The following is a 23,944-nucleotide window of genomic DNA, read 5'->3' as shown; positions in this document are numbered from 1 at the left end:
AACCTCGGCTGTGATATGGCCAAAGCGTAGTGATTTCACCCAAGGGGGCCGAGAAAAATGGTTTTGGACGAACATGACCGACGCCTGTTGCGCGCCGTCCAGAAGGACTCCGACCGGACAGTGCAGGAACTCGCCGACCTGATCGGCCTCAGCGCCACTCCGACCGCCCGCCGCCTGAAGCGTCTGGCGGAAGCCGGCATCATCCGCAAACATGTCGCCCTGCTCGACCCGGAAGCGCTGGATCTGCAGGCCACACTCTTCGTCACCGTGCGCACAAGCCATCATGACGCCGACTGGCTGAAGCGTTTTGCCGAAGGCGTCGCCCGGATGCCCGAAGTCGTCGAATTCTACCGCCTCAGCGGCGATATCGACTATCTCATCAAGCTGTGCCTGCCCGATGTCCGCGCCTATGACGAAGCTTACAAGAAGCTGATCGCCATCGCGCCGCTGTCTGATGTCAGCGCCAGTTTTGCCATGGAAGCCATCAAGAACACCACGGAATTGCCGGTTTGATGTGACAAGCCTTGCATGGCTGGCGGGTCTGCCTGAAGCTGTCGCCAGCACCCTTCCGCCTCATGCCGACGAGATAACATGATACGCACCACCGACTCCGGGTCCGGAACCGACAGCTATCGCAATGTCGCCGCCATCGTCATCGCCCTCGCCATCCTGCAGATGGCGACAGGTGCGCTGTCAGTGGTCGGACCGCTGACCCTGGTGTCACAGGGCGCGGCGCCGCTGAAGATTGGTGCAATCGTCTCTTCCTACGCACTCGGCTTCATGCTGGGAGCCCGGCTGGCGCCACGCGAGATCATGCAGATCGGCCATATCCGGGCCATTGCCGGTTTTGCGGCAGCCGCCTCGCTGGGCGCAGCGGCGCTCTATGTCAGCGGGGCGATGGCCTGGTGGATGCTGGTCCAGTTCATCATCGGCTTATCCGTGGCCGGTTTTCTGGCCTCCGGGGAAAGCTGGATTGCCGATGCCGCACCCAGCCAGAGCCGCGGCGCCATTCTCGGCTTCTACCTGGTGACATCCAAGCTTGGCTTCATGGCCGGCCCCTTCCTGGTGGCCGGTGCGCCTGCCGGCACGGCGACGGGCTTCCTGATCGTCGCCGCCCTGCTGACCGCCAGCCTCATTCCGGTCTGCGCCACCCGACGGGCCGAACCGGCAGCGCCGACAGCCAAGCCCTTCAGCCCGTTGAGAATCTGGAAAATTGCCCCGTCAGCCATTATCGCCGCACTGGTCTCGGGCATGGTGTCCGGTGCGGTATTGCAGCTGTATGCCGTTTTCATCCAGGACTTCGCCGTCGGCAGCGTCACCCAGACCGCCGCCTGGTTCAACGCTGCCATGATCGGCGGATCGGTCCTCGCCACCTGGCCGGCCGGCATGCTGTCGGACCGCATGGACCGTCGGATGGTGATCGCAGGCCTGGCCCTGGTGGCCGGCGCAGCCGCGCTGGTCATGGCCCTGTTCAGCGGCATGCTGCCGCGCATGGCAATTTTCACCATCGCCGCCATCTGGGGCGCTGGTGCCTTGTCCTATTACGGAGTCGCGGTTGCCCATGCCGCCGATCGGGCTCCGGAAGGCCAGGCGACCAGCATGATGTCCGGCATCCTGATGGTGTGGGCGCTGGGCTCGATGATCGGACCGCTCGCTGCCAGTACCGTGATGAGCTTTATCGGACCGTCCGGACTGTTCCTGTTTGCCGCGGTCACCCTGTTCAGCCTGACCGGGTTGATGCTGGTCCGACGCACCGGAACGGCGCCTGTTCGCGACGAGGACAAGTCTGACTTTGAGCCTACGGCCACCACTTCCGTTTCGGTCGTCGAGATGACGGAACGTGCCGAGGAGGACCAGGAATGGTCCGAGGCGCCAGAGGCGGAGTTCGAGGACGCCAGCTGGCGTGACTGAGCGTGGTGCAGCCTGTCCGCTGCAGGAATAGCGGTACTGCCGCGCCCAAGTTGATCACACAAAATACTCTATCTGTTCCAGCATAAATATATGTATGCTGACAGAAATCATATCGGAAAAGCTCAAAACAAGATGATTTCAATCTAATCAAATAGATTACCAGACTGGCGGCCGGACGAAATCGCACGATTTGCACTGAATATATATTTTAATAACACATGGCGACCTTGATATATCGCCCGTGATCACTATTCCTCTACCTCCTAATTCTTAGGCGCCGGATGAACTGCGCCCGCTAAATGGAGAAAAACCGCTTGATGAAACATGGTCCCCGTCCGAGCCGCGTCGCCGCATTCGTCGCCGAGTCCGTCAATGTCCAGCAATTGCAGACCGCCAATGACGCACTCGCCCGCCACAACCGGCGCGCCGTCCTTGTCTCCGGACAACAGGCGCTGCTGCGCGGCAAGAATGGTGGTACGGAGATCAATTTCGCGGTCGCGGAGACCGTGGCCGATATCGACGAGGCGCGCTATGACGCGCTGATCCTGCTCGAGGACGCCGCGACCCAGAAAGAGAGCGCCACGGCCCTGGCCAAGCTCTTTTCCGAAAAGGGAAAACCGGTAATCGCCCTGACCGGTAGCGCGTCCGTAATCGCGACCCTTGCCGGCACCGATACCCCGTCCGACACCACCTCTGCTGCACTGATCGACGGCCATCTCTACGCCAGCGATGACGCGGACAGCGAGTGGAAGATCATCGACGCCGTGATTGGCCGCCTTCAACGCGAAGCCGCGCCGGCCGCCTGACCGAGACAGACCGATCAATACGGGACGGGCCAGGCGATATCGCCCGGCCCGCCCCCGTATTGGTGCCTGATAGCAGCGATCAACGGCTATAGGTCAGCACAACCCATTGCTTGCGGCGATCGGCCGGCGACAGCGGACTGCCGGATCCGTCAAAATCCGCATACTGGAATGAAAGCCCGACATTTCCGGCAAGGTCGAGATTCAGCCAGGCATCCCATTCACTGCCCAGGCCATCGCCGGTGCGTTGGGCGGAAAAGTCACGATGCAGCGCACCGATTTCCCAGCCTGCGATGAGTGACCCGTCGAATTCGGCTGCGTAGCTGGCGCCGAAACGGATATCTTCCAACCCGTCCACCGTCGATTGCGCGCCGCCGCCACTGAAGGCGTCGGCCCAGCCATGAAAACTGTGCCCGGACCCCAACGGCGTCGCGATCGTGTTGGTCCCGTCACCTTCAAGATTGTCATAGCCGATCATCAGGGTCGCACCGGACCCACTGACGCGAAGATCGAAACTCGCGAAACCAAGCTCGTAATCAGCCGTCGAGGACCCATAGTCCGATTGACGCGCCAGCATCGCCGAATAGCCGATCCGGGCATCGCCCAGCGCCGTCGCGCCCGTCAGGCGCCCGCCCCAACTCATGTTCGAACGGTCCTGCGGCGCCGCCGTATCGGTCAGGTCGATGAAATACGCAAAACCCTCCACCTTGACCGCCTCGCTGACGTCAAACCCGATATTCAGGAGATGGCTGTCGCTGTCCCAGTCAAAATCATCGCCCGGACCGCGCAGGACCCGATCATGATAGACATAGCTTGCCTGCCACTCGCCGCGTTCATAATCGACGCGGACGGCGTCGTGGGAGTTCCGGTCCTGACGCCAGGACGGCGAACCGATGAAGCGGTTGCCGTTGAAGGACAGGAGCTGCCGGCCAACCGTGATGTCGACATGGTCACCCGCCGCATAGCTGAGCTGGAGACGGTTCAGCTCGGTCACATCATCATCCTTGATGGTCGCGAACGCCGTATTGCCATTCAGCCCGGAATTATAGCCGCCTGAACCGAGCGCGATCACAGCCTCGCCCTCGATCAGGAACGTGAATCCGTTCGTCGTCGGTGAACGCTAGCCAAGACGCGTGCGCAGCGTTGACGCTTCGGCATCCAGCTTGCCGGCCTGTTCCACCGTCTCGTAGCGGCCGCGAACATCCAGCAGCACCGTGCCGTGATGATCATCCGCCAGGGCCGAGGGCAGGAAGACCGCCGGCGCCAGCAGACCCAGTGTCAGTGCGTGAGAAATGCGTGTCATGGGGAACTCCTGTTTCAAGCCGCGCGAATGGCTGTGAGAAAATCATCGAACTCGGCTTTCCAGGCCTCGTGGCGACTGGCCATCTCGGCTGATGCCTCAAGGACGGACCGGGACACTTCATCGGTCTGCCTTGTGAATTCCGCGACCTGGTCCACATCAGTGGCTGCCCGAGTGGTCCCGTCCTGGGCCCGCTGCGCGGACTGGGCGATTTCGCTGGTCGCGACCCGCTGCTGCTCAATGGCTGAAGCAGAGGCAACCGCCAATTCGCCGAGCTGGGCGACCGCTTCGAGCGCCTTGGCCGACGAGGCCGTGCAGGCTTCGGCTGAGGACTGGATCCCGTTGATCTTGTCGGCGATCTGCTGCGTTGCCGAACTGGTCTGCTCTGCCAGAGCCTTCACCTCGGAGGCGACAACCGCGAATCCCTTGCCGGCCTCACCGGCACGGGCCGCTTCAATGGTGGCGTTGAGTGCCAGCAAATTGGTCTGCGATGCGATGGTATCAATCAGATCCACGATTGCACCGATCGCCTCTGCCGAGGCGGCCAGATCACCGATGACTTCGGCGCTGGTGCCGGTCTCGGAGCCGGCCTGCTGCGACAGCTCGCTGGTGCGGTTCACCTGGGCGGAGACTTCGCTGATTGAGGCTGCGAGTTCCTCGGACGCTGCGGCCACCGCCTGCACGCTGTTGGCGGCATTGGAAGCCGCGCCGCGAGCCGAATTCGACAGGGTTGCCGCCTCGCCGGATGTGACCTGCATCTGCCCGGCCGATGCCGACAATTGCTCGGATGCCGCCATGACACTGGCCAGGAGCTCGCTGGAAGCCTGTTCGAACTTGCCGACAGCTTCTTCGCGGGCCTGGTGGCGGCGGGCCTTTTCTTCCGACTCAGCCTGCTCGCGCTCCCGCATGGCGTCAGCCGCCCGCAGGGCATCCTGGAGGGTGGACGTCGCACGAGCCAGATCGCCAAACTCGTCGGTCCGGTCAACGCCGACGATCTCGACATCGCGGCGCCCCTGCGCCAACGCCCCGACAATATCGCGCGTGGTCACAACCGAGGTCCGGATGGTACCGCCGATCAGACCGGTCAGGACGAACACTCCCGCCATGGCCGTCAGCACCGCCGCGATACCGGCCCAGAAGGTGATCCCCGCCATCTGATCGAGGCTGGCCCAGGCTTGATCCAGGTCCGCCCGCGCACCATCGCGCACGGTTTCGATGGCCGTATCCATACGATCGTCGAACGCCGCGAGGGACTCGACAAATGCACTTACGCCACGGCGGTCCATAGCGGCAACTTCGCCCGCAGCCTGGCTGATTAGGCTGTGAAGACCGGCATAGTCGGCGCGAACCTCAGCGAGGGCGCCCTGGTAATCCGGATGGGTCACAAGCGCCTCGGCTTCGGCGAGGGAAATTTCGAAATCAGCGAGATTGCCCAGCGCGCCATCGATACGGTCGGCGGCCGGCTCGGCGGCCATCAGATAAGTGTCGCGCAATAGCGACGTCAGATCCTTCTCGAGCGTATTGGCGGCCACCAGGCTCTGGGTCGCATGTCGCGCGCCATCCTCAATCACGCTCATGGACTGTCTCAGGAATCCGTTGGTGACGACATAGGCGAGCAATAACCCGACGGACACGACGGCCAGAAGGGAAAGGCGGGCTTTCAGGGAGAGATCCTGCAATCGGAATGGCATAGAGGGCGACCTTTCAGCGGGCGGGCGGCTATTGCCCCCCGACCTAGCCGTCGAACATTAACCAAGTGCCGGGAAACAACGCGCCACGCCGCAAAAAGGCGTTATAAATTATCAAACCCGTGTCGGCTGGTCAGGCCAGCCGTCAGAGTGGCCAACCCGCAGAAGCTCAAGTGCCCTCAGGCTAATGGCGCGCCTTGGAAGCGCCAATTCGAACCCAACGGGTTCACAAGCGCGACCGCGCGTCGGCCGGTCAGGCTCCCCCATCGGAGGCACGAGCGCAGCGAGTTGCCGTGAGATAGGAAAAATGGAGCGCCCCGCGGGATCAGACACAAACCCGGCAGCCTTGTGCGCGTTCCATGTGAGCCTCGACCCCGGCACCGAATGCTGTGGCAAGCTCGGGTCGAGCGGAACGGGAACAAAGGAAAAAAGGCGCACCTTGGAAGCGCCCATTCGAACCCTACGGGTTCGCAAGCGCGACCGCGCGTCGGCCGGTCAGGCCGCCCCATCGGAGGCACGAGCGCAGCGAGTTGCCGTGAGATAAGAAAAATGGCGCACCGGGGAGGATTCGAACCCCCGACCCCTAGATTCGTAGTCTAGTGCTCTATCCAACTGAGCTACCGGTGCAGGCCGTATGGCTTCGAAGTCTTGGCCCCGAAGAGGCGCGGAACCTAGCCCCGGCTTTTGGCGATGGCAAGTCCCCGAATGCGGCAATTACACCGCGGCACGCAGCACAGCTCAACCGGTTGCCAGACGGGCCGCGTGGACGCCGCGGGCGACGGCGCGGGCGAGGCAGTCGGCGGCGGCCGAACCGAGCCGGGCGAGTTGTACTTCGCCGTCCTTGCCCAGCGGCCGGGCGGCGGTTGAGAGGGCAAAGACCACATCCCCGTCAAAGGGTGTGTGGACCGGGCGGATGGCGCGGGCCAGCCCGTCCTGGGCCATGATGGCGAGGCGCTTGGCCTGGGCCGGCGTCAGCGCGATGTCGGTGGCGACGACGGCGATGGTGGTGTTTTCACGCGGTCCGGGCTGCATCTTGGCCGCGCCCCAGTCTTCCGGGGCCGGACGCCAGTCGGCTGGCGGACGACCACAGCCGAACTCGCCATCTATCTCGTATGGCCAGGCCCAGTAGACATCGTCAGCGCCGGGCAGCGTCACCGAGCCGAAACTGTTGACGCAGACCAGCGCCGCGACCCGCCCGCCTTCGCCGGAAAGGTCGAGGCTGGCCGTGCCTGTGCCGCCGGCATGCAGGCCGGCGCGGGCCCCGTGTCCGGCGCCGAAAGCCCCAAGCTCGACCGTGTCCGAGACGGCCGCCAGCGCCGCCTTGCCAAGTGCCCGATAGGGCGGCTCCTCGCCCCAGGCCTTGTCGCCGCCATTGGCGAGATCATAGAGGATGGCCGAGGGCACGACCGGGGATTTGGGCACGCCCGGCATGTCGAACAGGGCAAAACCGTCACCACGGGCGCCCAGCGCCGCCGCAACCCCGTCTGCGGCCGCCAGCCCGTAGGACGAGCCCCCGGACAGGACGATCGCGTCGACGGCATCGACCAGGGTGTGGCTGGCCAGCGCATCGGTCTCGCGCGTGCCCGGCCCGCCACCGCGCACATCGACCGCACAGACGGCTCGCTGGTCCGGCAAAATGACCGTCACGCCCGTCCGGACGGCGGCATCATGAACCTGTCCGACGCGCAGACCGGCGATATCGGTCAGGCTGTTTCGCGGTGCTGGCATTGACATGACCGGCCTCTTATCTGTCACTTCAAGGTCCAGTCTGACCGGACATTGCTGAGGGGCAAGTTAGATGCTGCGTTTCCTGTTCGCCACCACCGCGCTCGCGGGTGGCCTGTTTCTCGCCAATTGCTCTGACGCGCCGGAGACGCCCGCCGAGATTGCCGCCGGCCCGGCCATGGTGGCGGCCGCCAATCCGCATGCGGTCGAGGCGGGACTGGAGGCCTTGCGCGCGGGCGGGGATGCCATCGATGCCGCGATCGCCGTGCAGAGCGTTCTGGGACTGGTGGAACCGCAAAGCTCGGGCCTCGGTGGCGGTGCCTTCCTGTTGTATTACGACGCCCAGAGCGGCGATCTGACCGTCTATGACGGGCGCGAGACCGCCCCGGCCAGTGCCACTCCCGAACTCTTCCTCGACACCAATGGCCAGCCGCTGGGCTTTGCCGATTCGGTGTTCTCCGGTCATTCCATCGGTGTGCCCGGCGCGGTCGCCATGCTGGCCATGGCCCATGCCGACCATGGCGCGCTGGACTGGGCCGACGGGTTCGATGCCGCGACCGGGCTGGCTGAGGACGGCTTCGAGATTTCCCCGCGCCTCGCCCGTTTCATCGCCGGCATGGCGCCACGCGGACCATTGGATGAATGGCCGGCCTCGCGGGATTACTTCTTCACCGATGACGGAACGCCCCATCCGGCCGGTCACCTTTTGCGCAACCCGGACTATGCCGACAGCACACGGGCGCTCGCCGCTGACTGGCGCGCGCTCTACGAGGGGCCGCTGGCCGCCGCCATCATCGACGCCGTGCAGGACCAGCCGCGCCCCGGCGGGCTGACCCTGACCGACCTGGCTGCCTATCAGGCCGTACGCCGCGATGCGCTGTGCCGTGACTATCGCGAGTGGACGGTTTGCGGCGCGCCGCCACCGGCCTCGGGCGGGGTCACGGTCAATGGGATCCTCGGCCTGCTTGAACCCTATGACATGTCGGCCACCGGCCCGGAGACGCTGGAGGGCTGGCGCCGTTTCATCGAGGCCAGCCGCCTCGCCTATGCCGACCGCGACGCCTATGTCGCCGATGCGGATTTCGTGACAGTGCCGGTCGAGGGTCTGCTCGACGCGGACTACATCGCCGAGCGGTCTCGCGGCATCCAGCGCACCACCGCCCTGCCGACAGCAAGTCCGGGCATCCCGGACGGGATTGACGCACCCGGCGCCGACGCGACCCCGGACTCGCCGGGGACCAGCCATTTCGTGATCGTCGACAGTGATGGCGATGTGGTCTCGATGACCACCACCGTGGAAAGCGTGTTCGGCAGCCACCGCATGGCCGGCGGTTTCTTCCTCAACAACCAGCTGACGGACTTCTCCCGCACCCCCACCGATGCCAATGGCGCGCTGGTTCCGAACGCGCCGGACGGCGGCAAACGCCCGCGCTCGTCGATGTCGCCGACCATCGTCTTTGACCGTGACGGCGAATTCGTGCTGGCAACCGGCTCGCCTGGCGGATCGTCGATCATCGCCTATACCGCCAAGACACTGGTCGGCATGCTGGATTGGGGCCTGACGCCGCAGGAGGCGATCGATCTGCCCAATGTCGTCGCGCGCGGCGATGTGGTGCGCGTTGAGGATGGCATGGACCCGACCATCCTGACCGGGCTTTCCGGGCTCGGCTTCACCCTGGACGCCAATCGCGGCGAAAATTCCGGCCTGCACATTGTGCGGCGGCTGGAGGATGGAAGTTTGGTCGGAGGGGCTGATCCGCGCCGGGAAGGCCAGGCGCGTCAGCCCTGAGCCGCAGCTGGCAGGCGCACAGAGAAGATCGTTCCCGCCTCACCGGTCGAGACCAGGTCCACTTCACCGCCATGGGCGCGGGCAAGCTCGCGGGCGATCGACAGGCCGAGGCCCGTGCCGCCGCGCCGCGTCGAACCGCTGAAGGCCTGGAACAGGCGGTCGCGCGCCTTGGCCGGCACGCCCGGTCCGGTGTCGGAGATTTCCAGCCAGACCTCACCCGCGCCCTCATCGACAGGCGGCATTGGCGTCGCCCGCGCGGTCAGACGGCGCTCGCCCTCGACCAGCTGCATCGCCTGGATCGCGTTGCGACACAGGTTGAGAAACAGGCGGTGAGCCTGGTCGGGATCAGCGTCAATGCGGATGTCGGCAGCGACTTCATTGGTCCAGATCACGTCGCCTTCGGCCTGGATGGCATCATCAGCGACCTCGTCGAGGAGGGTCCTGAGCTGGATCGGCTGGCGCACCGGGGCGCTCTCTTCGGCGCGGCCGAACTCCAGCGTTGCCTCGCACAGGCGGACACCGCGGTCGACGGCCCGCACCAGACGCTCGCCCATGCCACGGACGCGGTCGTCCGCGTCCATGGCCAGCCGGTCGGAGACCAGCTGGGCGCTGGCGAGCACATTGCGCAGATCGTGATTGATCCGGGCGACCGCGCCGCCCAGCGCGGCCAGACGCTCACGCTGGAACAGGGCCTGGCGGATATCGGCCTGCATCCGCGCCAGCTCGTGCTCGGCCTGGCCGATCTCGTTGCGCGCCGCTCCGGGCCGGATCATGCGAGCCGGATCGGCCGGATCCTCGCGAAAATGGGTCATCGCCCCGGCCAGTCGCCGCATCGGCCGCACGAACAGGAAGAACAGAGCGCCATACAAAACCGCCCCGACCGCAATCGCGGCAATGCTGGCATAGAGCAGCAGGCGGCGGGAGAAGTTGCGCAGCGCCTCGTGAAGCGGCGCCTCACGGACGATCACATCGATCAATTCGTCCGGCGCCCCGGCAGGTTGGGCGCGGATCCGCAGCAGCCGGTCATCCGACGCATTGAGCGTATCCACCGTGTCGCGGATATGGGTCAGCCAGGTCGCCGTGCGCAGATCGCTTTCAACCAGCCCCTCGCCAATCGGCCCTGAATACAGGACAAGCTCGTTCATGCCGTCGCGCACGCGGGCCACGGCGACGGCGTCAGCGCCCATCAGGAGGGCGCGGACCTCTTCCTCCCCCAGAGCCCCGCCGCGTGCGACATCGGCCGCCAGTGCCGCCAGGTGCGCCGCCTCGGCGCGGTCTGTCATCCATTGAAGACGGAAACTCGCGGCAGCCGGGAAATAGACCAGCACCAGCCCGGCTGCGATCAGCGACAGGGTCACCATCAATAATTGCGCCCGCAGATTGGCGAGCACGCCCGCCAGCGGCGCGTAGAGGGGACGATGGGCATCATCGTCGGAAGGAGACGGGTCGGTCGACATGTGTGAACGCGGATAGCCTAGCGGGACTCGCCCGACAAGGCTCGCGCCTTTGCCCGTCGGGCGCGATGGCGCATGACAAGCGGAGCGACAGCCAACGGCACGATCATGGCGAGCGGGACCAGGACCGCCGGCTGCAGCAGCGCCTCCGGCCCGGGCAGGCTGTCCATCTCGGCCAGGGATCCGATCCCGGCCCCGAAACCGGCATAGAGGATGATCGACGGCAGGGACCCGACCACGGTGCCCAGCGCGAAGGCCCACAGGCGCACAGTTGACAGGCCGGCTGCCATGTTCACGCCGAAATAGGGCAGCGGCAGCAAGCGAAGCAGGATCACATAGCTGAGCTGGTTGCGCTCGAACCCGGCCGCGATCCGCCGATAGCGCGACCGCAGGCGGTCCCGCCGTGCCTCTCCGGCAAAGAAGCGGACCAGCAGGACGGTGTTCACCGCGCCAAGGGTCAGGCCGATCATCGACACCGGCACCGCCCAGACCGGGCCGAGCAGGAAACCCGCCCCGATGGTCAGCCACAGCGCGCCCGGCAAGGCGAGGCTGGCGAGCGCGACATAGGTCAGCGTGTAGAACAGGGCCGCCAGCACAATATGTTGGCCGGTCAGCTCACGGGTCAGGCCGCCACTATCACGCAGCCAGGTCAGCATCTCCTGCGGACCGGTCCCGGTCAGCAAAAGAGCCGCGAAAAAACACAGCAGGACCGCTGCCAGTACCGGGCGCAGCCAGCGGGGCGTGCTATTCGGACCGCCAGACGGGTCCGGAGGTGGTTGGTTTGCGACGTCTGGCATGTCATTCTCCTGCGCTACAGGGGGCATGAACGCTTGACGCCGCCGCTTCAAGCGCGTAATTGCCGCCGCTCTCGAATTGAACGCCGATGGAGCGCGACCGTGAAACGTACATTTCAGCCGTCAAAGATCGTCCGCAAGCGCCGCCACGGCTTCCGTGCCCGCATGGCGACGAAATCCGGCCGTATTATCCTGGCTCGTCGCCGGGCCAAGGGCCGCAAGCGTCTGTCCGCCTAAGGACGATGTCAACGCCGCTTCCTACCGTCAAACGGTTGAAAACGCGGCGTGAATTTTTGCAAGCCGCAAAAGGTAGAAAAGCCGTCCGGTCGGGCGTGGTCATCCAGGCCCGTTCGCGAGACGGCTCTTTGCTTTTGGGGGCGGACGAAAAAGCGCCTGCGCATATCGGCGCCGGCTTCACCGCCACCCGCAAGATCGGCGGTGCCGTCATCCGCAATCGGGCCAAGCGCCGGTTGAGGGAGATTGCCCGGCTGCTTCTCCCCCTCCACGGACAGCCCGGCATTGACTATGTATTCATCGCACGCGCGACAACGCCCGAACGGGATTGGTCACGCTTGGTGGGGGATGTCGAAAGCGCCTTGGTGAGTCTTGCAAACGGCAAGACTTCGGGCGATCGCGAACATAAAGCGCAAGAGGCCTGAGTTTTCATGGGCGAAGACCAACGCAACCTGTTTATCGCACTGGGATTGATCCTGGTGATCCTGACCGGATACCAGATGTTCGTCATGGGCCCGGCCGAGGAAGAGCGGCGCGCCGAGCAGGCCGCCGTCGAGGCTTCCCAGGAGCTCGCGGACCCGGACCTGCCCGCCTCCGCGCTCGAGCCTGCTGCTGCGACCACTGTTGATCGCGAGACGGCCCTGGGCGGCAATCAGCGCGTCACGATCGATGCCCCGTCCGTGCTCGGTTCACTGTCGCTGACCGGCGCCCGCCTGGATGATGTCCGACTGCGTCGCCACACCGAGACCATTGATGACGATACGCCGGTTGCCCTGCTCAATCCGATCGGCAGCGACCATGTCTTCTACGCCCGTGACGGCTGGACGTCGGCGACTTCGGGCTTCACCGACCTGCCCGGCGGGTCGACCGAATGGACACTGGCCTCCGGCTCGACCCTGACCCCGGACACCCCGATCACGCTGACCTATGACAGCCCGTCCGGCCTGCATTTCGAGCGCGTGATCTCGGTCGACGACAATTATCTCTTCACCCTCACCGACACGGTCACCAACAATTCCGGCCAGGAAGTCGAACTGTCGCGCTACGGTCTGGTCCGCCATGAGGGCCGCCCGGAAGACGAGACCCGCAACATGGCGGTCTTCGAAGGCGCGCTGGCGGTCATCGACGGCGCCATGGTGCGCAGCAGTTTCGGCAAGCTGGAAGACGGCAACCAGACCGAGGAAAGCGGCACCGGCGGCTGGGTCGGCATCACCCAGCGCTACTGGATGGCCGCCGCAGTTCCCGATCAGGACCGCCCCTTCACCGCCCGCTTCCGCACCATCGAGCGTGGCGAGATCGACGCTTTTGAAGCCAGCTATGTGGAACAGGCTATCGCGGTCCCCGCTGGCGAGAGCCTGGCCTCCACCACCCGGATTTTCGCCGGCGCCAAGGAATTGGGTGTCCTGCAACAAGTCCAGAACGAGGTCGGCATCGAGCGTTTCGACATGGCGATCAACTGGGGCTGGCTGTGGTTCCTCACCCGCCCCTTTGTCTGGCTGCTGACCATGCTGGAAGGCGCGCTCGGCCAGTTCGGCCTCGCCATCCTGGCGCTGACCCTGATGGTCAAGATCGTCATGTTCCCGCTCGCCAACCGCGCCTACGCCTCGATGGCGAAGATGAAGGCGGTCCAGCCGAAAATGGCCGAGATCAAGGAACGCTACGGCGCCGACCAGCAAAAACAGCAACAAGCGCTGATGGAGTTGTACAAGACCGAGAAGATCAACCCGCTGGCCGGTTGTCTGCCCATCCTGCCGCAGATCCCGATCTTCTTTGCGCTCTACCAGACCCTGTTCAATGCCATCGAAATGCGCCACGCGCCCTTCTTTGGCTGGATCCGCGACCTGTCGGCCGCCGACCCGACCAATATCTGGAACCTGTTCGGCCTGATCCCTTATGACCCGACCGGCATCTGGCTGATCGGCGGTGTCCTTGGCATCGGTGCCTGGCCGATCATCATGGGTCTGACCATGGCCGCGCAGCAGGCGCTCAACCCGCCGCCGCCGGACCCGATGCAGGCGCGCATCTTCGCCTTCCTGCCGATCGTCTTCACCTTCATCCTGGCCCCGTTTGCGGCCGGCCTGGTGATCTATTGGGCCTGGAACAATTTCCTGTCGGTACTGCAGCAATACATCATCATGCGCCGCCACGGGAATGAGACCCAGGTCGACAAGCTGGTCGCACGACTGTTGAAGCGTGACCGCGGAGACTGACCCTGACTGACGGTAGCGACGACCTCGACATCGGCCTCGGGCGGCGTTTCTTCTCGCGCCCCTGCACCTTCCTGATGGGAGCGGTGGCGCTGGATCATCTGCCCGAGCCGGACCGGCTCGAGGTCGCCTTTGCCGGTCGCTCGAATGTCGGCAAGTCGTCGCTGATCAATGCCCTGACCAACCAGAAGGGTCTGGCTCGCGCCTCCGGGGAACCGGGTCGGACGCGCGAGCTCAATTTCTTCAATGTCGAAGGCGGTGACCTGCGCATCGTCGACCTGCCGGGCTATGGCTATGCGAAGGCACCCAAGCCGGTGGTCGAGAAATGGACCCGCCTGACCAAGGCCTTCCTGCGCGGCCGGGTCAATCTGAAGCGGGTCTATCTGCTCATCGACAGCCGCCACGGCCTGAAAGATGTCGACCTCAAGATCATGGATGTCTTCGACGAGGCTGCCGTGAGCTATCAGGTCGTGCTGACCAAGACGGACAAGATCAAACCGCCGGCAGTCAAGCGGCTGATCGGCGAAACGGGCGAGAAGATCGCCAGGCGTCCCGCCGCCTTCCCGCGCGTCATCGCCACCTCCAGCGCCAAGCAGGATGGGGTCGACCAGCTGCGGGCCGAGATTGTCGCCTTGCTGCCCGACATGGGATGACGGGGGATGTTTTTGCGTCTCTCCCTTGCCCTCCTGGCCCTGCCCGCCCTGCTCCTGACCGCCGCACCGCATGCTGAAGCAGCGGAATTGTGCAACGAAACCAGCTATATAGTTGAAGCCGCCGCCGGCTGGCCGGTCGAGGGTGGCGTCGCCATTGAAGGCTGGACCCGGCTGCGCCCCGGCGATTGCGCCACCGTCGCCAGCGATGTCGACCTGGACGGCGATCAGCCGATTTTCTTCTACGCCAAATCCTCGATCGCCTATCTGGGCGGGGTGAGGGAATGGCGCGGCACCATTCCGCTCTGCGTCGACGAGGCCGATTTCGAAGTTGTGGCCAATACCCGCTGCTCGTCGCTGGGCATGGCGTCACGCGACTTTTTCATCCGCGAGGGCGAGGACCGCGAGCGCACCGTGCTGGTCGAGCCGGTTAATTTCGCCAGCCGGGCCACCGTCGCCGGCATCCAGCGCCTGTTGCAGTCCGGTGGCTATCCGGTCAACGCCGTGGACGGGCTGGACGGGCGTTCGACCCGGCTCGCTGTGAGCAATTTCCTGCGCGATGCCGGCCTGACGAGCCGCCCGAATGACGATGCCCTGATCGATGCCCTCGAGTCACACGCGCTCGGCCGCAATGCGGCCAGCGGCCTGACCATGTGCAATGAAGCCGACGGCGACATTGCCGTCGCCATCGGTCACCAGGTCGGGTCCATCTGGCAGTCGCGCGGCTGGTGGCGCATCCATGCCGGCGAATGCGCCAGGGTGCTGGCAACCCGCCTCGCCACGGACAACGCCTTCTACTATGCCGAGCGCATCAATACGGGGACCCGTCGCGGTCTGACAGAGGGCCGCGAGAGCTTCTGCACCGCCCCGGCCCGCTTTGTGGCCGAGGGGCGCGGCGACTGTCCCGACCGGGGCTATACTGCGGCCAATTTCCGTCGCATCACCGAGCCGAGCGAGGGCGGGGTCCGCATCACGCTCGACGAAGGCGATTTCCGGAGGCCCTGACATGGCCGACAACAACGCCGACAGCCGCGCCGACATGCGTCACATCACGCACTGGGTCTTTGACCTGGACAACACGCTCTACCCGTCCGACGCGCCGATCATGGCCCAGGTCGACCGGCGCATGACCCAGTATGTCGCTCGCCTGCTGGCCCTGCCCGAGGACGAGGCCCGCACCGTCCAGAAAACCTATTGGCGCGACTATGGCACGACGCTGAACGGGTTGATGGCCAATCATGACGTCGATCTGCGCGACTTCCTCGACTTCGTCCACGATGTCGACCCGACCGTGATCACCCCGCATCCCGAACTCGCCAATCGGATCAAGGCCCTGCCTGGCAAGCGTCTGGTCTACACCAATGGCTCGCTCGGCCATGCCGAGAATATTCTCGATCATATGGGCCTGACACACCTGTTCGACGACATCTTCGACGTCGAGGCCTCGGGCTTCCAGCCCAAGCCGCACCAGGCCGGCTTCGACAGCTTTGTGTCGCGCTTCGCCCTGCCGGTCCCGGAATCGGTCTTCTTCGAGGACAGTGTCCGCAATCTCAAAACAGCCCACGACATGGGCTTCACAACCGTCCTCGTCCGCGCAAAACATGGACCGCGCGACGAGGAGAGCGCCGCGCCGGACGAACATCCCGACCATGTCCACCATGCCGTGGACTGCCTGCCCACTTTTCTCGGCTCCCTCCGCACAGCCGCCACACCGGACGATGAAACATGACCGACACACATCTCATCACCACCATCGATACTGCTTGGGACAATCGTGACAGCGTCTCGACCGACACGACCGGGGAAGTCCGGGATGCCGTGGAGACCGCGATCAACCTGCTCGATAGTGGCAAGGCGCGGGTCGCGTCGCGCGGGGATGACGGCCATTGGGTGGTGCATCAATGGCTGAAAAAGGCCGTACTGCTCGGCTTCCGCCTCAATCCGATGGATTTGATCGAGGGCGGGATTGCCGGTGCGAAATGGTGGGACAAGGTGCCGTCCAAGTTTGAGGGTTGGGGCGAGGCCGAGTTCAAGGCTGCCGGTTTCCGCGCCGTGCCGCCCTGCGCCGTGCGCCGCGGTGCCTTCATCGCGCCGGGCGCTGTGCTGATGCCATCCTATGTCAATCTGGGCGCCTATGTCGGCGAAGGCACGATGATCGACACCTGGGCCAGTGTCGGCTCGTGCGCCCAGGTCGGTGCCAATTGCCACATCTCGGCCGGGACCGGGATTGGCGGCGTTCTCGAACCGCTGCAGGCCGATCCGGTGATCATCGAGGATAACTGCTTCATCGGCGCCCGCTCGGAAGTCGTCGAGGGCGTGATCGTGCGCGAGGGTTCGGTGCTGGCGATGGGGGTCTACATCACCCGCTCGACCAAGATCGTCGACCGCGCCAGCGGCGAGATCAGCTATGGCGAAGTGCCGGCATACTCGGTCGTCGTGCCCGGCGCCCTGCCCGACCCCAAGGGCGGACCGAGCCTTTATTGCGCCGTCATCGTCAAGCGCGTCGACGCCCAGACCCGCGCCAAGACCTCGATTAACGACCTGCTGCGCTAGGCGGTCTGTTCCAGCCAGGCCTCGATGCCGCGTGCGGCGGCGAGGCCGGTGGCGAAGCTCGCCTGCAGCAGATAGCCGCCGGTCGGCGCATCCCAGTCGAGCATTTCACCGGCCGCAAAAACGCCCGGCACCGCCGTCAGCATGAAGTGATCATCGACGGCTGAGCGTGCGATGCCACCGGCCGAGGAGATCGCCCGGTCGAGATCGCGTTGCGCCGTCACGCGCAGCGGCACGGCCTTGATCAGGGCCGCCAGCGCCGCCGGATCGCGCGGCAGCTCGGCGACGGCATCGCGCAGGACCGAAATCGCTTGCGGCGTCAGCCCGGCCTTGCGCAGCGTGTTGGTGAGCGACTGGCCCTTCTTCGCCCTGCCCAGCCAGTTGGCCAGATCAGACACGTCACGGTGAGGCTTGAGGTCGAGATGGAGGGTGATGGTGTCGCCATTGGCCAGCGCTGCACGAATGGCCGCGGACAGGGCATAGACGGCTCCGCCTTCCAGCCCGTAGCGCGCGATCATCGCCTCGCCCGCGACCCGTTCATCCCCCGAAGACAGGGCGATGGTCTTCAGCGGCGCACCGGCGAAGCGCGCCTTGGTGATCGCGCTCCAGTCGATATTGACGCCGCAATTGGAAGCCGAGAACCCGACCAGCTCGACGCCCCGCGCCGCCAGCGTCCCGGTCCAGCTTCCATCTGACCCCAGGCGCGGCCAGCTGGCGCCGCCCAGGGCGAGCAGGGTGGCTTCGGGCGAGGCTGTGACCTCACCGTCCGGCGTCTGGAAGACCAGCGCGCCGTCTTCATTCCAGCCCGTCCATGTATGACGCAGGTGCATCGACACACCGTGCAATTCCAGCCGCTTGCGCCAGGCCCGCAACAGCGGCGAGGCTTTCATCGCTTCGGGAAATACCCGACCGGACGATCCGGTGAAGGTTGGCTGGTCCAGACCCTCGCACCAGTCCCGCAGGGCGGCGGGATCATGCCGGGTGATCGCCGGGCCCAACCAGTCGGCGGCCTCACGATAGCGGCCCAGAAAGGCCGGCAACGGTTCGCTGTGAGTCAGGTTCAGGCCGCCGCGACCGGCCATGAGGAATTTGCGACCGGGGGTCGGCATGCGCTCATAAAGGTCAACCTCGTGACCGAGCGTGGCGAGATGTTCAGCGGCGATCAGCCCGGCAGGGCCGGCACCGATGATGGCGATATGTCTGGGACGGATTGTGCTCATCCCCCCTGTGTAGCGGGCGCCGCCCTGCTCCGCCATCACACGCTGCGTCAGGGCTGAGTCCGGGCTGCGCTGATGCGCCGCTACCGCTTCGGGCTCGAATCTGGTCACATGGGCAAAATCATTCACAAGGGGCGCGCCATGAGCGATGACACCATCAGGGAAAAGCCGACCGCCAAGGATCCCGCGGCGCCGTATGGATCGGCCGATAATCCGTCGGAATTCGATGTCCTGCACCGCATGGGCACGGACGAGCCCTATTTCATCATCCGCGGCGGTGACCCGCTGTCGGACGCGCTGGTCGAGCTGCATGCCTATATCGGGGCCGGTCAGTCCGGCGCCGCGCACGACACGCTTGAGCGCATCCTGGCCCTGACCTCGCAGAAGCCGCCCCGTCCGGTCGGCTCGCCCAAATACCGCGAAACCTTCAAGATCTCGGTCTCGATGGAACGTTTCCGCGAGACCCATGGACGCTCGCACTAGTCTGGTCTGCGAGAGCCATCGATCATGTCAGGTGCGCTGACAGTCCGGCGCGGCACACCCGCTGACAATCCCGCCCTTGGCGAGGTGATGTTCGACGCTGTCCGCAACGGGCCCAGCCTGTACACGCCAACCCAACAGGCGGCCTGGGTGCCGGAGCCGCGCAGCGGCGCCGACTGGGACACGCGCCTGGCCAGCCAGTGCGTGTTTCTGGCCGAGCGGGATGGCCTCATCCAGGGTTTCCTGACGCTCGACCCGCCGGACTATGTGGACTTCGCCTACATCCGGCCCGGCAGTCAGGGGCAGGGCCTGTTCCGGCGGCTGCATGACGCCGTTGAGCAGGAAGCCGTGCAGCGGAGCCAGACACGCCTGCACGTCCATGCCAGCCTGATGGCCCGGCCGGCTTTCGCGGCATTGGGGTATCAGGTCATGGCGGAGGAGACGGTCGATATCCGGGGCGAGAGTTTCCGGCGCTTCGCGATGGAAAAGGAGTTCTAGAGCACGGACCGACCCAAGCTTGGGCGACCACCGAGAAGCCGGAGAATTGCGCCGGAAAGGGAGCATGATTGCGTCCATGCGGCCTGCCGCACGCAATGCTGCCTTACCGCCGCGCGCCTACGGCACAGCAACAAGCCAGCCCAAACATGGATCACTCCCCCGCCAGTGAGCTGAAAATCGACCCGGTTTTGTGCTTGAGGTGGTGAATGACAAAAACGTCGTCGCCACCCGCCAAAATCCTGCCGCGAGAAAAATCCCTTATAAGGGATGCTAATTGGTCAATCAGCTGCCCCCCTTTGCAGTCTCGACCAAGCGGTCGCCATGGCCTCCCATACGTCCCTACGCCAATGCCTGCATAGGTGTTCTCGATGAGCACCTTCGACCATTGACCCGGCACTGATGTTCGTGGAGCCCCGCCTTAGAAGCAACTTTATCCCTTGATAAACCCTCAAATCCCTTACAAGGCTTAATGGTTGGAGGTTCTCATGACGCAAATGAATGAAGAGCCCGGCTGGTTGAAGCTTGATCTCGATGCCCATAGGGCATTGGAAGCTCAACGTGTTTCGCTGCAAGAAAGCCAGCTGGACATACTGAAACGCGCCCTCTTGCGGGCCGATAGCGCGGCAAGCGTTGGCTCTACGGCTACGCCAATGCCTCGCAAGCAAGCCGCGCATTCCCAGCTGAAACCTCCCCCGGCGGACTGGCATGACAAATTTGGCGAATGCGATCGAAGAACGGGACACTTTCAGGTCCAGTTGCACGAGTATGTGCAGTTCGCCGACAGCCAAAAGGCCGCTTATCGACTGGCGTTGATCTGGCTGGAGAAGAAATACCCGGGAACTCTGGCACGATTGGCGAGCCATCCGGGAGGGCGGGGACGGAGGATTGTCGCAGCCGACCAAGAAACGCTTTATACGCGGTCTCCCGAACTGGCGAAAATGGCTGAAAAACTGACCGGCGACTGGTATGTCGATGTGAACCTGTCGAAGGAGCAGAAGCTCTCTCGCCTTCGGACTGCATGCCGCATCACCGGCCTCGAGTTTGGCAAGGACCTCGTTGTTGACCTCTGACCTCTCGAACGACCTCGCCAACCCCCTGCCGCTGGCCCAGGCGCTGATCCGTCGTCCGTCGGTGACGCCGATCGATGCCGGCGCGCTGGACGTGATGCAGGCGGCGCTGGAGCAGCTTGGTTTTACCTGCCGGCGCTATCCCTTCGGTGAGGTGGACAATCTTTATGCCCGCCGGGGCACCGCCTCGCCCTGCTTCCTGTTCGCCGGTCATACCGATGTCGTCCCGCCGGGCGATGACGACGCCTGGCGGAAGCCGCCTTTCGGCGCCGAGGCCGAGGATGGCGTTCTGTGGGGCCGTGGTGCAGCCGACATGAAGGGCGCCATCGCCGCCATGGTGGCCTCGGTCCAGCGCTTTTTGGACACGGGCGAGCCAAAGGGGTCGATCGCCTTCCTGATCACCGGTGACGAGGAAGGCCCGGCCATCCACGGCACCAAGGCCGTGCTCGAAGCGCTGGCCGATGAAGGCGAGACCTTCGACCATTGCCTGGTCGGTGAGCCGACCAACCCCAATGTGCTGGGCGATACCATCAAGTCGGGGCGCCGCGGCTCGCTGAACTGCACCCTCACCGTGACCGGGCGTCAGGGCCATGTCGCCTATCCCGAACGGGCCGAAAATCCGATCCCGGCCCTGCTCGACCTGCTCGGCCGATTGCTGGCCCGCAAGCTGGATGACGGCGTGCCGCCCTTCCAGCCCTCCAATCTGGAAGTGACCTCGGTCGATGTCGGCAATCCGACCACCAATGTCATCCCGGCCGCCGCAACGGCTCGCTTCAATATCCGCTTCAACATCGCCCATAACGGGGACGCGCTGTCCGACTGGATCCGGTCCGAAGTGGCCAAGATTGATCTTGATTTCGACGGCCGGATCGAAGCCGACATCCATGTCACGGGCGAGGCCTTCCTGACGCCGGCCGGCCCCTTCACGACCCTGCTCCAGGATTGTGTGGAGGCGGAGACCGGACGTCGTCCGGCGCTGACTACCGGCGGCGGTACCAGCGATGCCCGCTTCATCCAGCTCTACGCACCGGTCGCCGAATTCGGCCTGGTCGGGGCCACCATGCACCAGGTCGACGAGCGCGTTCCGGTCAGTGACATCGAAACCCTGACCGCCATCTACACGCGTATCCTCAAAGGCTATTTCAAGGATTTCCCGGCATGATCCGTCTGATTGCCGAAGGCTGGCAGGGCATGCAGGGCGCCCTGCGCATTCTCACCTTCCGCGCAGGCGGCGAGGCGATGTTCGACGTCTCTCTGGCCGGGTTCTGGCGTTCCTTCGCGGCGGCGCTCTTTGTTCTGCCCCTCGTTGCCCTGGTCTATTTCGAACGGGCCCATCTGGGCGTCGGCGTCAGCGCTGCCATGTACTTCCTGATCTTCGCCGCGACCTGGCTCAGCTTCCCGCTCTCGGCCGCCTTGGCGGTCGCCGTGATCGGGGCGAAGCCGCGCTATATGGCCTGGGTTATCCTGCATAATTGGGGCGTGGTCTGGCTGTACCTGGTGATCACCGCCATCTGGTCGCTTCAGGTTGCCGGAATCATCAACGCCGAATTCCGCGATTTCCTGTTCTTCCTCTACGGATATCTGCGCATCCTGGTGCACTGGCGCCTGGCCTATGTGGCCCTGGGCGTGCCGACCATTACCTCGGCCTTCACCGCAGCAGTTCCGGCACTGGTCTCCTACATCGTGCTTGTCGGGATCAGTCAGGCCTTTGCCGCCTCGGCGGCCGCCGCTGCAAGCTAGGCCGGACCGGGATAGTCCACGGCCGTCAGGTAGAGCCCGTCTGCCGGCGCGACCGGGCCACACCGGCTGCGGTCGGCCGCGTCGAGCGCGCGCTTGAAGTCGCGCGCCGACCATTTGCCCACCCCGACCTCGACCAGGGACCCGACCATCGAGCGCACCTGCCGATGCAGGAAGGAGCGCGCCGAACAGGTCAGCTGAACCTCTTCGCCATAGCGCGACACCGATATCGCATCGAGTGATTTGACCGGGCTCTCGGCCTGGCACTGGGCATCACGGAAAGTGGTGAAGTCATGCTGGCCGAGCAGCGCCTGGGCGGCATGATGCATGGCCTCGGCGTCGAGCTTGCGGGTGACACGCCAGACCTGTCCCCGGTCCAGCGTCAGCGGCGCCCGCCGGTCGATCATCCGGTAGAGATAGTGGCGCCGGGTGGCCGAGAAACGGGCATGGAAGTCGTCGCTGACACGCGCCGCTTCGATCACCGCCACCGGATCCGGTTTGAGATGGTAGTTGATGGCATCGCGGACCTTGTCGGTGGAGAGGTCCTTGGCCAGGTCGAGATGGGCGACCTGGGCCAGGGCGTGAACACCGCTATCGGTGCGCCCGGCGCCATAGACGAGGACCGGGGCGCCATCGAGCTTTTCCGCGGCCCGCTCGAGGCTTTCCTGCACGGATGGCGCATTGTCCTGGCGTTGCCAGCCTGAAAAGGGGCGGCCGTCATATTCGATGGTGATCCTGTAGCGCGGCATCAGTCGAGCACAGTCCCGGCCGGCAATGAATTGCCATTGAGGAAGGTCGCGGCATCCATGGCGCCCTTGCCTTCGCGCTGCAGGCGGACCAGACGCAATGCTCCCTCGCCGCACGCCACTGTCAGGCCTTCGATCACGGTGCCGGGACCGGCAGCCGCCTCGCCGCTGACAGGTTCGGCGAGCAGGACCTTGACCCGGACCGGGCGCTTTTCACCCGGCATCTCGAACCAGGCGCCCGGAAAGGGCGACAGGCCGCGGACATGATTGGACAGCTCCTCGGCCGACCGGCTCCAGTCGATACGGGCCTCGTCCGACGAGATCTTGCGCGCATAGGTGACGCCATCGCTCGATTGCGACACCGCTTCCAGCGACCCGCGCTCCAGCGCCGCCAGGGCTCGCGGCCACATCAGCGCGCCGGCCTCCATCAGCCGGTCATGCAGGCTGGCGGCGGTGTCGGAGTCCTTGATGCGTACCGTCTCGGACAACAGGATCGGTCCGGTATCGAGCCCGGCCTCCATCTGCTGCAACTGGACACCGGTCATCGTGTCGCCCGCCATGATCGCCCGCTGGATCGGCGCCGCACCGCGCCAGCGCGGCAACAGCGAGGCATGCAGGTTGAGGCACCCCATCCGGGGCGCATACAGGGCGGCCTGCGGCAGGATCTGGCCATAGGCGACCACGGCCGCGAGATCGAGATCCAGGCTGGCGAAGTGCGCAATCACGTCCGGATCGCGAAAGCTCGCCGGCGTCGAGACCGGAATACCGAGCACTTCGGCAAGCTGGTGCACGGGTGTTTTCTGTTCCGACTGTCCACGACCACGACGGCGCGGTGGCTGGGTGAAAACATGCACCACCTCATGCCCGGCAGCGGCAATTTCGGCCAGCGAGCGGGCGGCGAAGTCGGGTGTGCCCATGAAGGCGAGACGTAGGGTCATTGGCTCTCGGCGCTCGACGAGGAAAGGATGATGCCTGTGTTATCGCCCCGACGGGGAAAACGCCAAGCTCGCTTGCCACCCGTCGCAATAATTCGTGATTGGCGGGCCCAAATATCCGCTACCCGGAAATTCGGCGAAATGATAAATCGCTGCCGC

The 23,944-nt window shown here is 64.9% G+C and carries 25 protein-coding genes and 1 tRNA gene; 16 read left to right on the top strand and 10 right to left on the bottom strand.

The features are described from left to right. Nucleotides 1-57: 57 nt before the first annotated feature. The 3 genes from MMAR10_RS02415 to MMAR10_RS02405 all read left to right on the top strand — a co-directional run bounded on the left by MMAR10_RS02415 (nucleotide 58) and on the right by MMAR10_RS02405 (nucleotide 2,717). A complete protein-coding gene (locus tag MMAR10_RS02415; RefSeq protein ID WP_011642408.1) occupies nucleotides 58-513 on the top strand; it encodes an Lrp/AsnC family transcriptional regulator in 456 nt (151 codons plus the stop codon). A gap of 78 nt (nucleotides 514-591) precedes the next feature. Continuing rightward, nucleotides 592-1,911 carry an MFS transporter gene (locus tag MMAR10_RS02410; RefSeq protein ID WP_011642407.1) on the top strand — a complete coding sequence of 440 codons (1,320 nt, stop codon included), beginning with the start codon at nucleotides 592-594 and terminating at the stop codon, nucleotides 1,909-1,911. Between the two features lie 317 nt (nucleotides 1,912-2,228). Next, nucleotides 2,229-2,717: a hypothetical protein gene (locus MMAR10_RS02405; protein WP_011642406.1), complete on the top strand. Its 489-nt coding sequence runs from the start codon at nucleotides 2,229-2,231 to the stop codon at nucleotides 2,715-2,717. 79 nt (nucleotides 2,718-2,796) lie between these two features. Here the strand turns inward: MMAR10_RS02405 and MMAR10_RS02400 are convergent, their stop codons facing one another. From MMAR10_RS02400 to MMAR10_RS02380, 5 genes are all read right to left on the bottom strand, one after another. Continuing rightward, on the bottom strand, nucleotides 2,797-3,786 hold the full coding sequence (locus MMAR10_RS02400) for an alginate export family protein (RefSeq protein WP_011642405.1): 990 nt from the start codon (nucleotides 3,784-3,786) through the stop codon (nucleotides 2,797-2,799). Between the two features lie 48 nt (nucleotides 3,787-3,834). Continuing rightward, nucleotides 3,835-4,017 (bottom strand): hypothetical protein, encoded by a 183-nt coding sequence (locus MMAR10_RS02395; protein ID WP_041636705.1) that lies wholly within the window; start codon nucleotides 4,015-4,017, stop codon nucleotides 3,835-3,837. 14 nt (nucleotides 4,018-4,031) lie between these two features. After that, nucleotides 4,032-5,705, bottom strand: coding sequence for a methyl-accepting chemotaxis protein (locus MMAR10_RS02390; protein WP_011642404.1), 1,674 nt, complete (start codon nucleotides 5,703-5,705; stop codon nucleotides 4,032-4,034). A gap of 547 nt (nucleotides 5,706-6,252) precedes the next feature. Beyond that, a tRNA-Arg gene (locus tag MMAR10_RS02385) sits at nucleotides 6,253-6,329 on the bottom strand. 111 nt (nucleotides 6,330-6,440) lie between these two features. Next, nucleotides 6,441-7,436: a P1 family peptidase gene (locus tag MMAR10_RS02380; protein ID WP_011642403.1), complete on the bottom strand. Its 996-nt coding sequence runs from the start codon at nucleotides 7,434-7,436 to the stop codon at nucleotides 6,441-6,443. Between the two features lie 64 nt (nucleotides 7,437-7,500). Here MMAR10_RS02380 and ggt point away from each other — a divergent pair, with 64 nt between their 5' ends. Then, the gene (ggt, locus tag MMAR10_RS02375; RefSeq protein WP_011642402.1) at nucleotides 7,501-9,216 is read left to right on the top strand and encodes a gamma-glutamyltransferase; all 1,716 of its coding nucleotides are present in this window, start codon (nucleotides 7,501-7,503) and stop codon (nucleotides 9,214-9,216) included. Here the strand turns inward: ggt and MMAR10_RS02370 are convergent. Beyond that, nucleotides 9,207-10,673 (bottom strand): sensor histidine kinase, encoded by a 1,467-nt coding sequence (locus MMAR10_RS02370; protein WP_011642401.1) that lies wholly within the window; start codon nucleotides 10,671-10,673, stop codon nucleotides 9,207-9,209. The genes ggt and MMAR10_RS02370 overlap by 10 nt on opposite strands. 17 nt (nucleotides 10,674-10,690) lie before the next feature. Further along, entirely contained in the window at nucleotides 10,691-11,467 is a 777-nt protein-coding gene (locus MMAR10_RS02365; protein WP_011642400.1) for a TVP38/TMEM64 family protein, read from the bottom strand. Between the two features lie 99 nt (nucleotides 11,468-11,566). On the opposite strand from MMAR10_RS02365, the gene rpmH reads away from it, so the two are divergent. From rpmH to dapD, 7 genes are all read left to right on the top strand, one after another. Next, the gene (gene rpmH, locus MMAR10_RS02360; RefSeq protein ID WP_041636704.1) at nucleotides 11,567-11,701 is read left to right on the top strand and encodes a 50S ribosomal protein L34; all 135 of its coding nucleotides are present in this window, start codon (nucleotides 11,567-11,569) and stop codon (nucleotides 11,699-11,701) included. 5 nt (nucleotides 11,702-11,706) lie between these two features. Continuing rightward, nucleotides 11,707-12,123: a ribonuclease P protein component gene (locus MMAR10_RS02355; RefSeq protein ID WP_041636703.1), complete on the top strand. Its 417-nt coding sequence runs from the start codon at nucleotides 11,707-11,709 to the stop codon at nucleotides 12,121-12,123. Between the two features lie 6 nt (nucleotides 12,124-12,129). Continuing rightward, the gene (yidC, locus tag MMAR10_RS02350) at nucleotides 12,130-13,908 is read left to right on the top strand and encodes a membrane protein insertase YidC (RefSeq protein ID WP_011642398.1); all 1,779 of its coding nucleotides are present in this window, start codon (nucleotides 12,130-12,132) and stop codon (nucleotides 13,906-13,908) included. Between the two features lie 74 nt (nucleotides 13,909-13,982). Continuing rightward, the gene (gene yihA / locus MMAR10_RS02345; RefSeq protein ID WP_011642397.1) at nucleotides 13,983-14,558 is read left to right on the top strand and encodes a ribosome biogenesis GTP-binding protein YihA/YsxC; all 576 of its coding nucleotides are present in this window, start codon (nucleotides 13,983-13,985) and stop codon (nucleotides 14,556-14,558) included. A 6-nt stretch (nucleotides 14,559-14,564) separates the two neighbouring features. Beyond that, a complete protein-coding gene (locus tag MMAR10_RS02340) occupies nucleotides 14,565-15,560 on the top strand; it encodes a DUF1036 domain-containing protein (protein ID WP_011642396.1) in 996 nt (331 codons plus the stop codon). 1 nt (nucleotide 15,561) lies between these two features. Then, entirely contained in the window at nucleotides 15,562-16,284 is a 723-nt protein-coding gene (locus tag MMAR10_RS02335) for a pyrimidine 5'-nucleotidase (protein ID WP_011642395.1), read from the top strand. Next, entirely contained in the window at nucleotides 16,281-17,108 is an 828-nt protein-coding gene (gene dapD / locus MMAR10_RS02330) for a 2,3,4,5-tetrahydropyridine-2,6-dicarboxylate N-succinyltransferase (protein WP_011642394.1), read from the top strand. Before MMAR10_RS02335 ends, dapD begins: the two co-directional genes overlap by 4 nt. Here dapD and MMAR10_RS02325 read toward each other — a convergent pair. Next, complete coding sequence (locus tag MMAR10_RS02325; RefSeq protein WP_011642393.1) at nucleotides 17,105-18,325, bottom strand: TIGR03862 family flavoprotein; 1,221 nt, start codon at nucleotides 18,323-18,325, stop codon at nucleotides 17,105-17,107. The genes dapD and MMAR10_RS02325 overlap by 4 nt on opposite strands. A 138-nt stretch (nucleotides 18,326-18,463) precedes the next feature. Between MMAR10_RS02325 and MMAR10_RS02320 the strand changes: the two genes are divergently transcribed. The 5 genes from MMAR10_RS02320 to MMAR10_RS02300 all read left to right on the top strand — a co-directional run bounded on the left by MMAR10_RS02320 (nucleotide 18,464) and on the right by MMAR10_RS02300 (nucleotide 22,107). Continuing rightward, complete coding sequence (locus MMAR10_RS02320) at nucleotides 18,464-18,805, top strand: hypothetical protein (protein ID WP_011642392.1); 342 nt, start codon at nucleotides 18,464-18,466, stop codon at nucleotides 18,803-18,805. Nucleotides 18,806-18,829: 24 nt separating this feature from the next. Beyond that, the gene (locus tag MMAR10_RS02315; protein ID WP_011642391.1) at nucleotides 18,830-19,300 is read left to right on the top strand and encodes a GNAT family N-acetyltransferase; all 471 of its coding nucleotides are present in this window, start codon (nucleotides 18,830-18,832) and stop codon (nucleotides 19,298-19,300) included. A 485-nt stretch (nucleotides 19,301-19,785) separates the two neighbouring features. Further along, nucleotides 19,786-20,370: a hypothetical protein gene (locus MMAR10_RS02310; protein ID WP_041636702.1), complete on the top strand. Its 585-nt coding sequence runs from the start codon at nucleotides 19,786-19,788 to the stop codon at nucleotides 20,368-20,370. Then, a complete protein-coding gene (dapE, locus tag MMAR10_RS02305; protein WP_011642389.1) occupies nucleotides 20,357-21,529 on the top strand; it encodes a succinyl-diaminopimelate desuccinylase in 1,173 nt (390 codons plus the stop codon). The genes MMAR10_RS02310 and dapE overlap by 14 nt, the downstream gene beginning before the upstream one ends. Continuing rightward, on the top strand, nucleotides 21,526-22,107 hold the full coding sequence (locus MMAR10_RS02300; RefSeq protein WP_011642388.1) for a hypothetical protein: 582 nt from the start codon (nucleotides 21,526-21,528) through the stop codon (nucleotides 22,105-22,107). Before dapE ends, MMAR10_RS02300 begins: the two co-directional genes overlap by 4 nt. Here MMAR10_RS02300 and truA read toward each other — a convergent pair. Both truA and fmt read right to left on the bottom strand, forming a co-directional pair. Then, entirely contained in the window at nucleotides 22,104-22,853 is a 750-nt protein-coding gene (truA, locus tag MMAR10_RS02295; RefSeq protein WP_011642387.1) for a tRNA pseudouridine(38-40) synthase TruA, read from the bottom strand. The two genes, MMAR10_RS02300 and truA, sit on opposite strands and share 4 nt — an antisense overlap. Then, nucleotides 22,853-23,788: a methionyl-tRNA formyltransferase gene (fmt, locus tag MMAR10_RS02290; RefSeq protein WP_011642386.1), complete on the bottom strand. Its 936-nt coding sequence runs from the start codon at nucleotides 23,786-23,788 to the stop codon at nucleotides 22,853-22,855. The genes truA and fmt overlap by 1 nt, the downstream gene beginning before the upstream one ends. Between the last annotated feature and the right edge of the window lie 156 nt (nucleotides 23,789-23,944).

Source organism: Maricaulis maris MCS10, from assembly GCF_000014745.1.
GTDB lineage: Bacteria > Pseudomonadota > Alphaproteobacteria > Caulobacterales > Maricaulaceae > Maricaulis > Maricaulis maris_A.
Note: the sequence above shows the minus strand (reverse complement) of the source record. Positions and strands in the feature narration are given on the sequence as shown.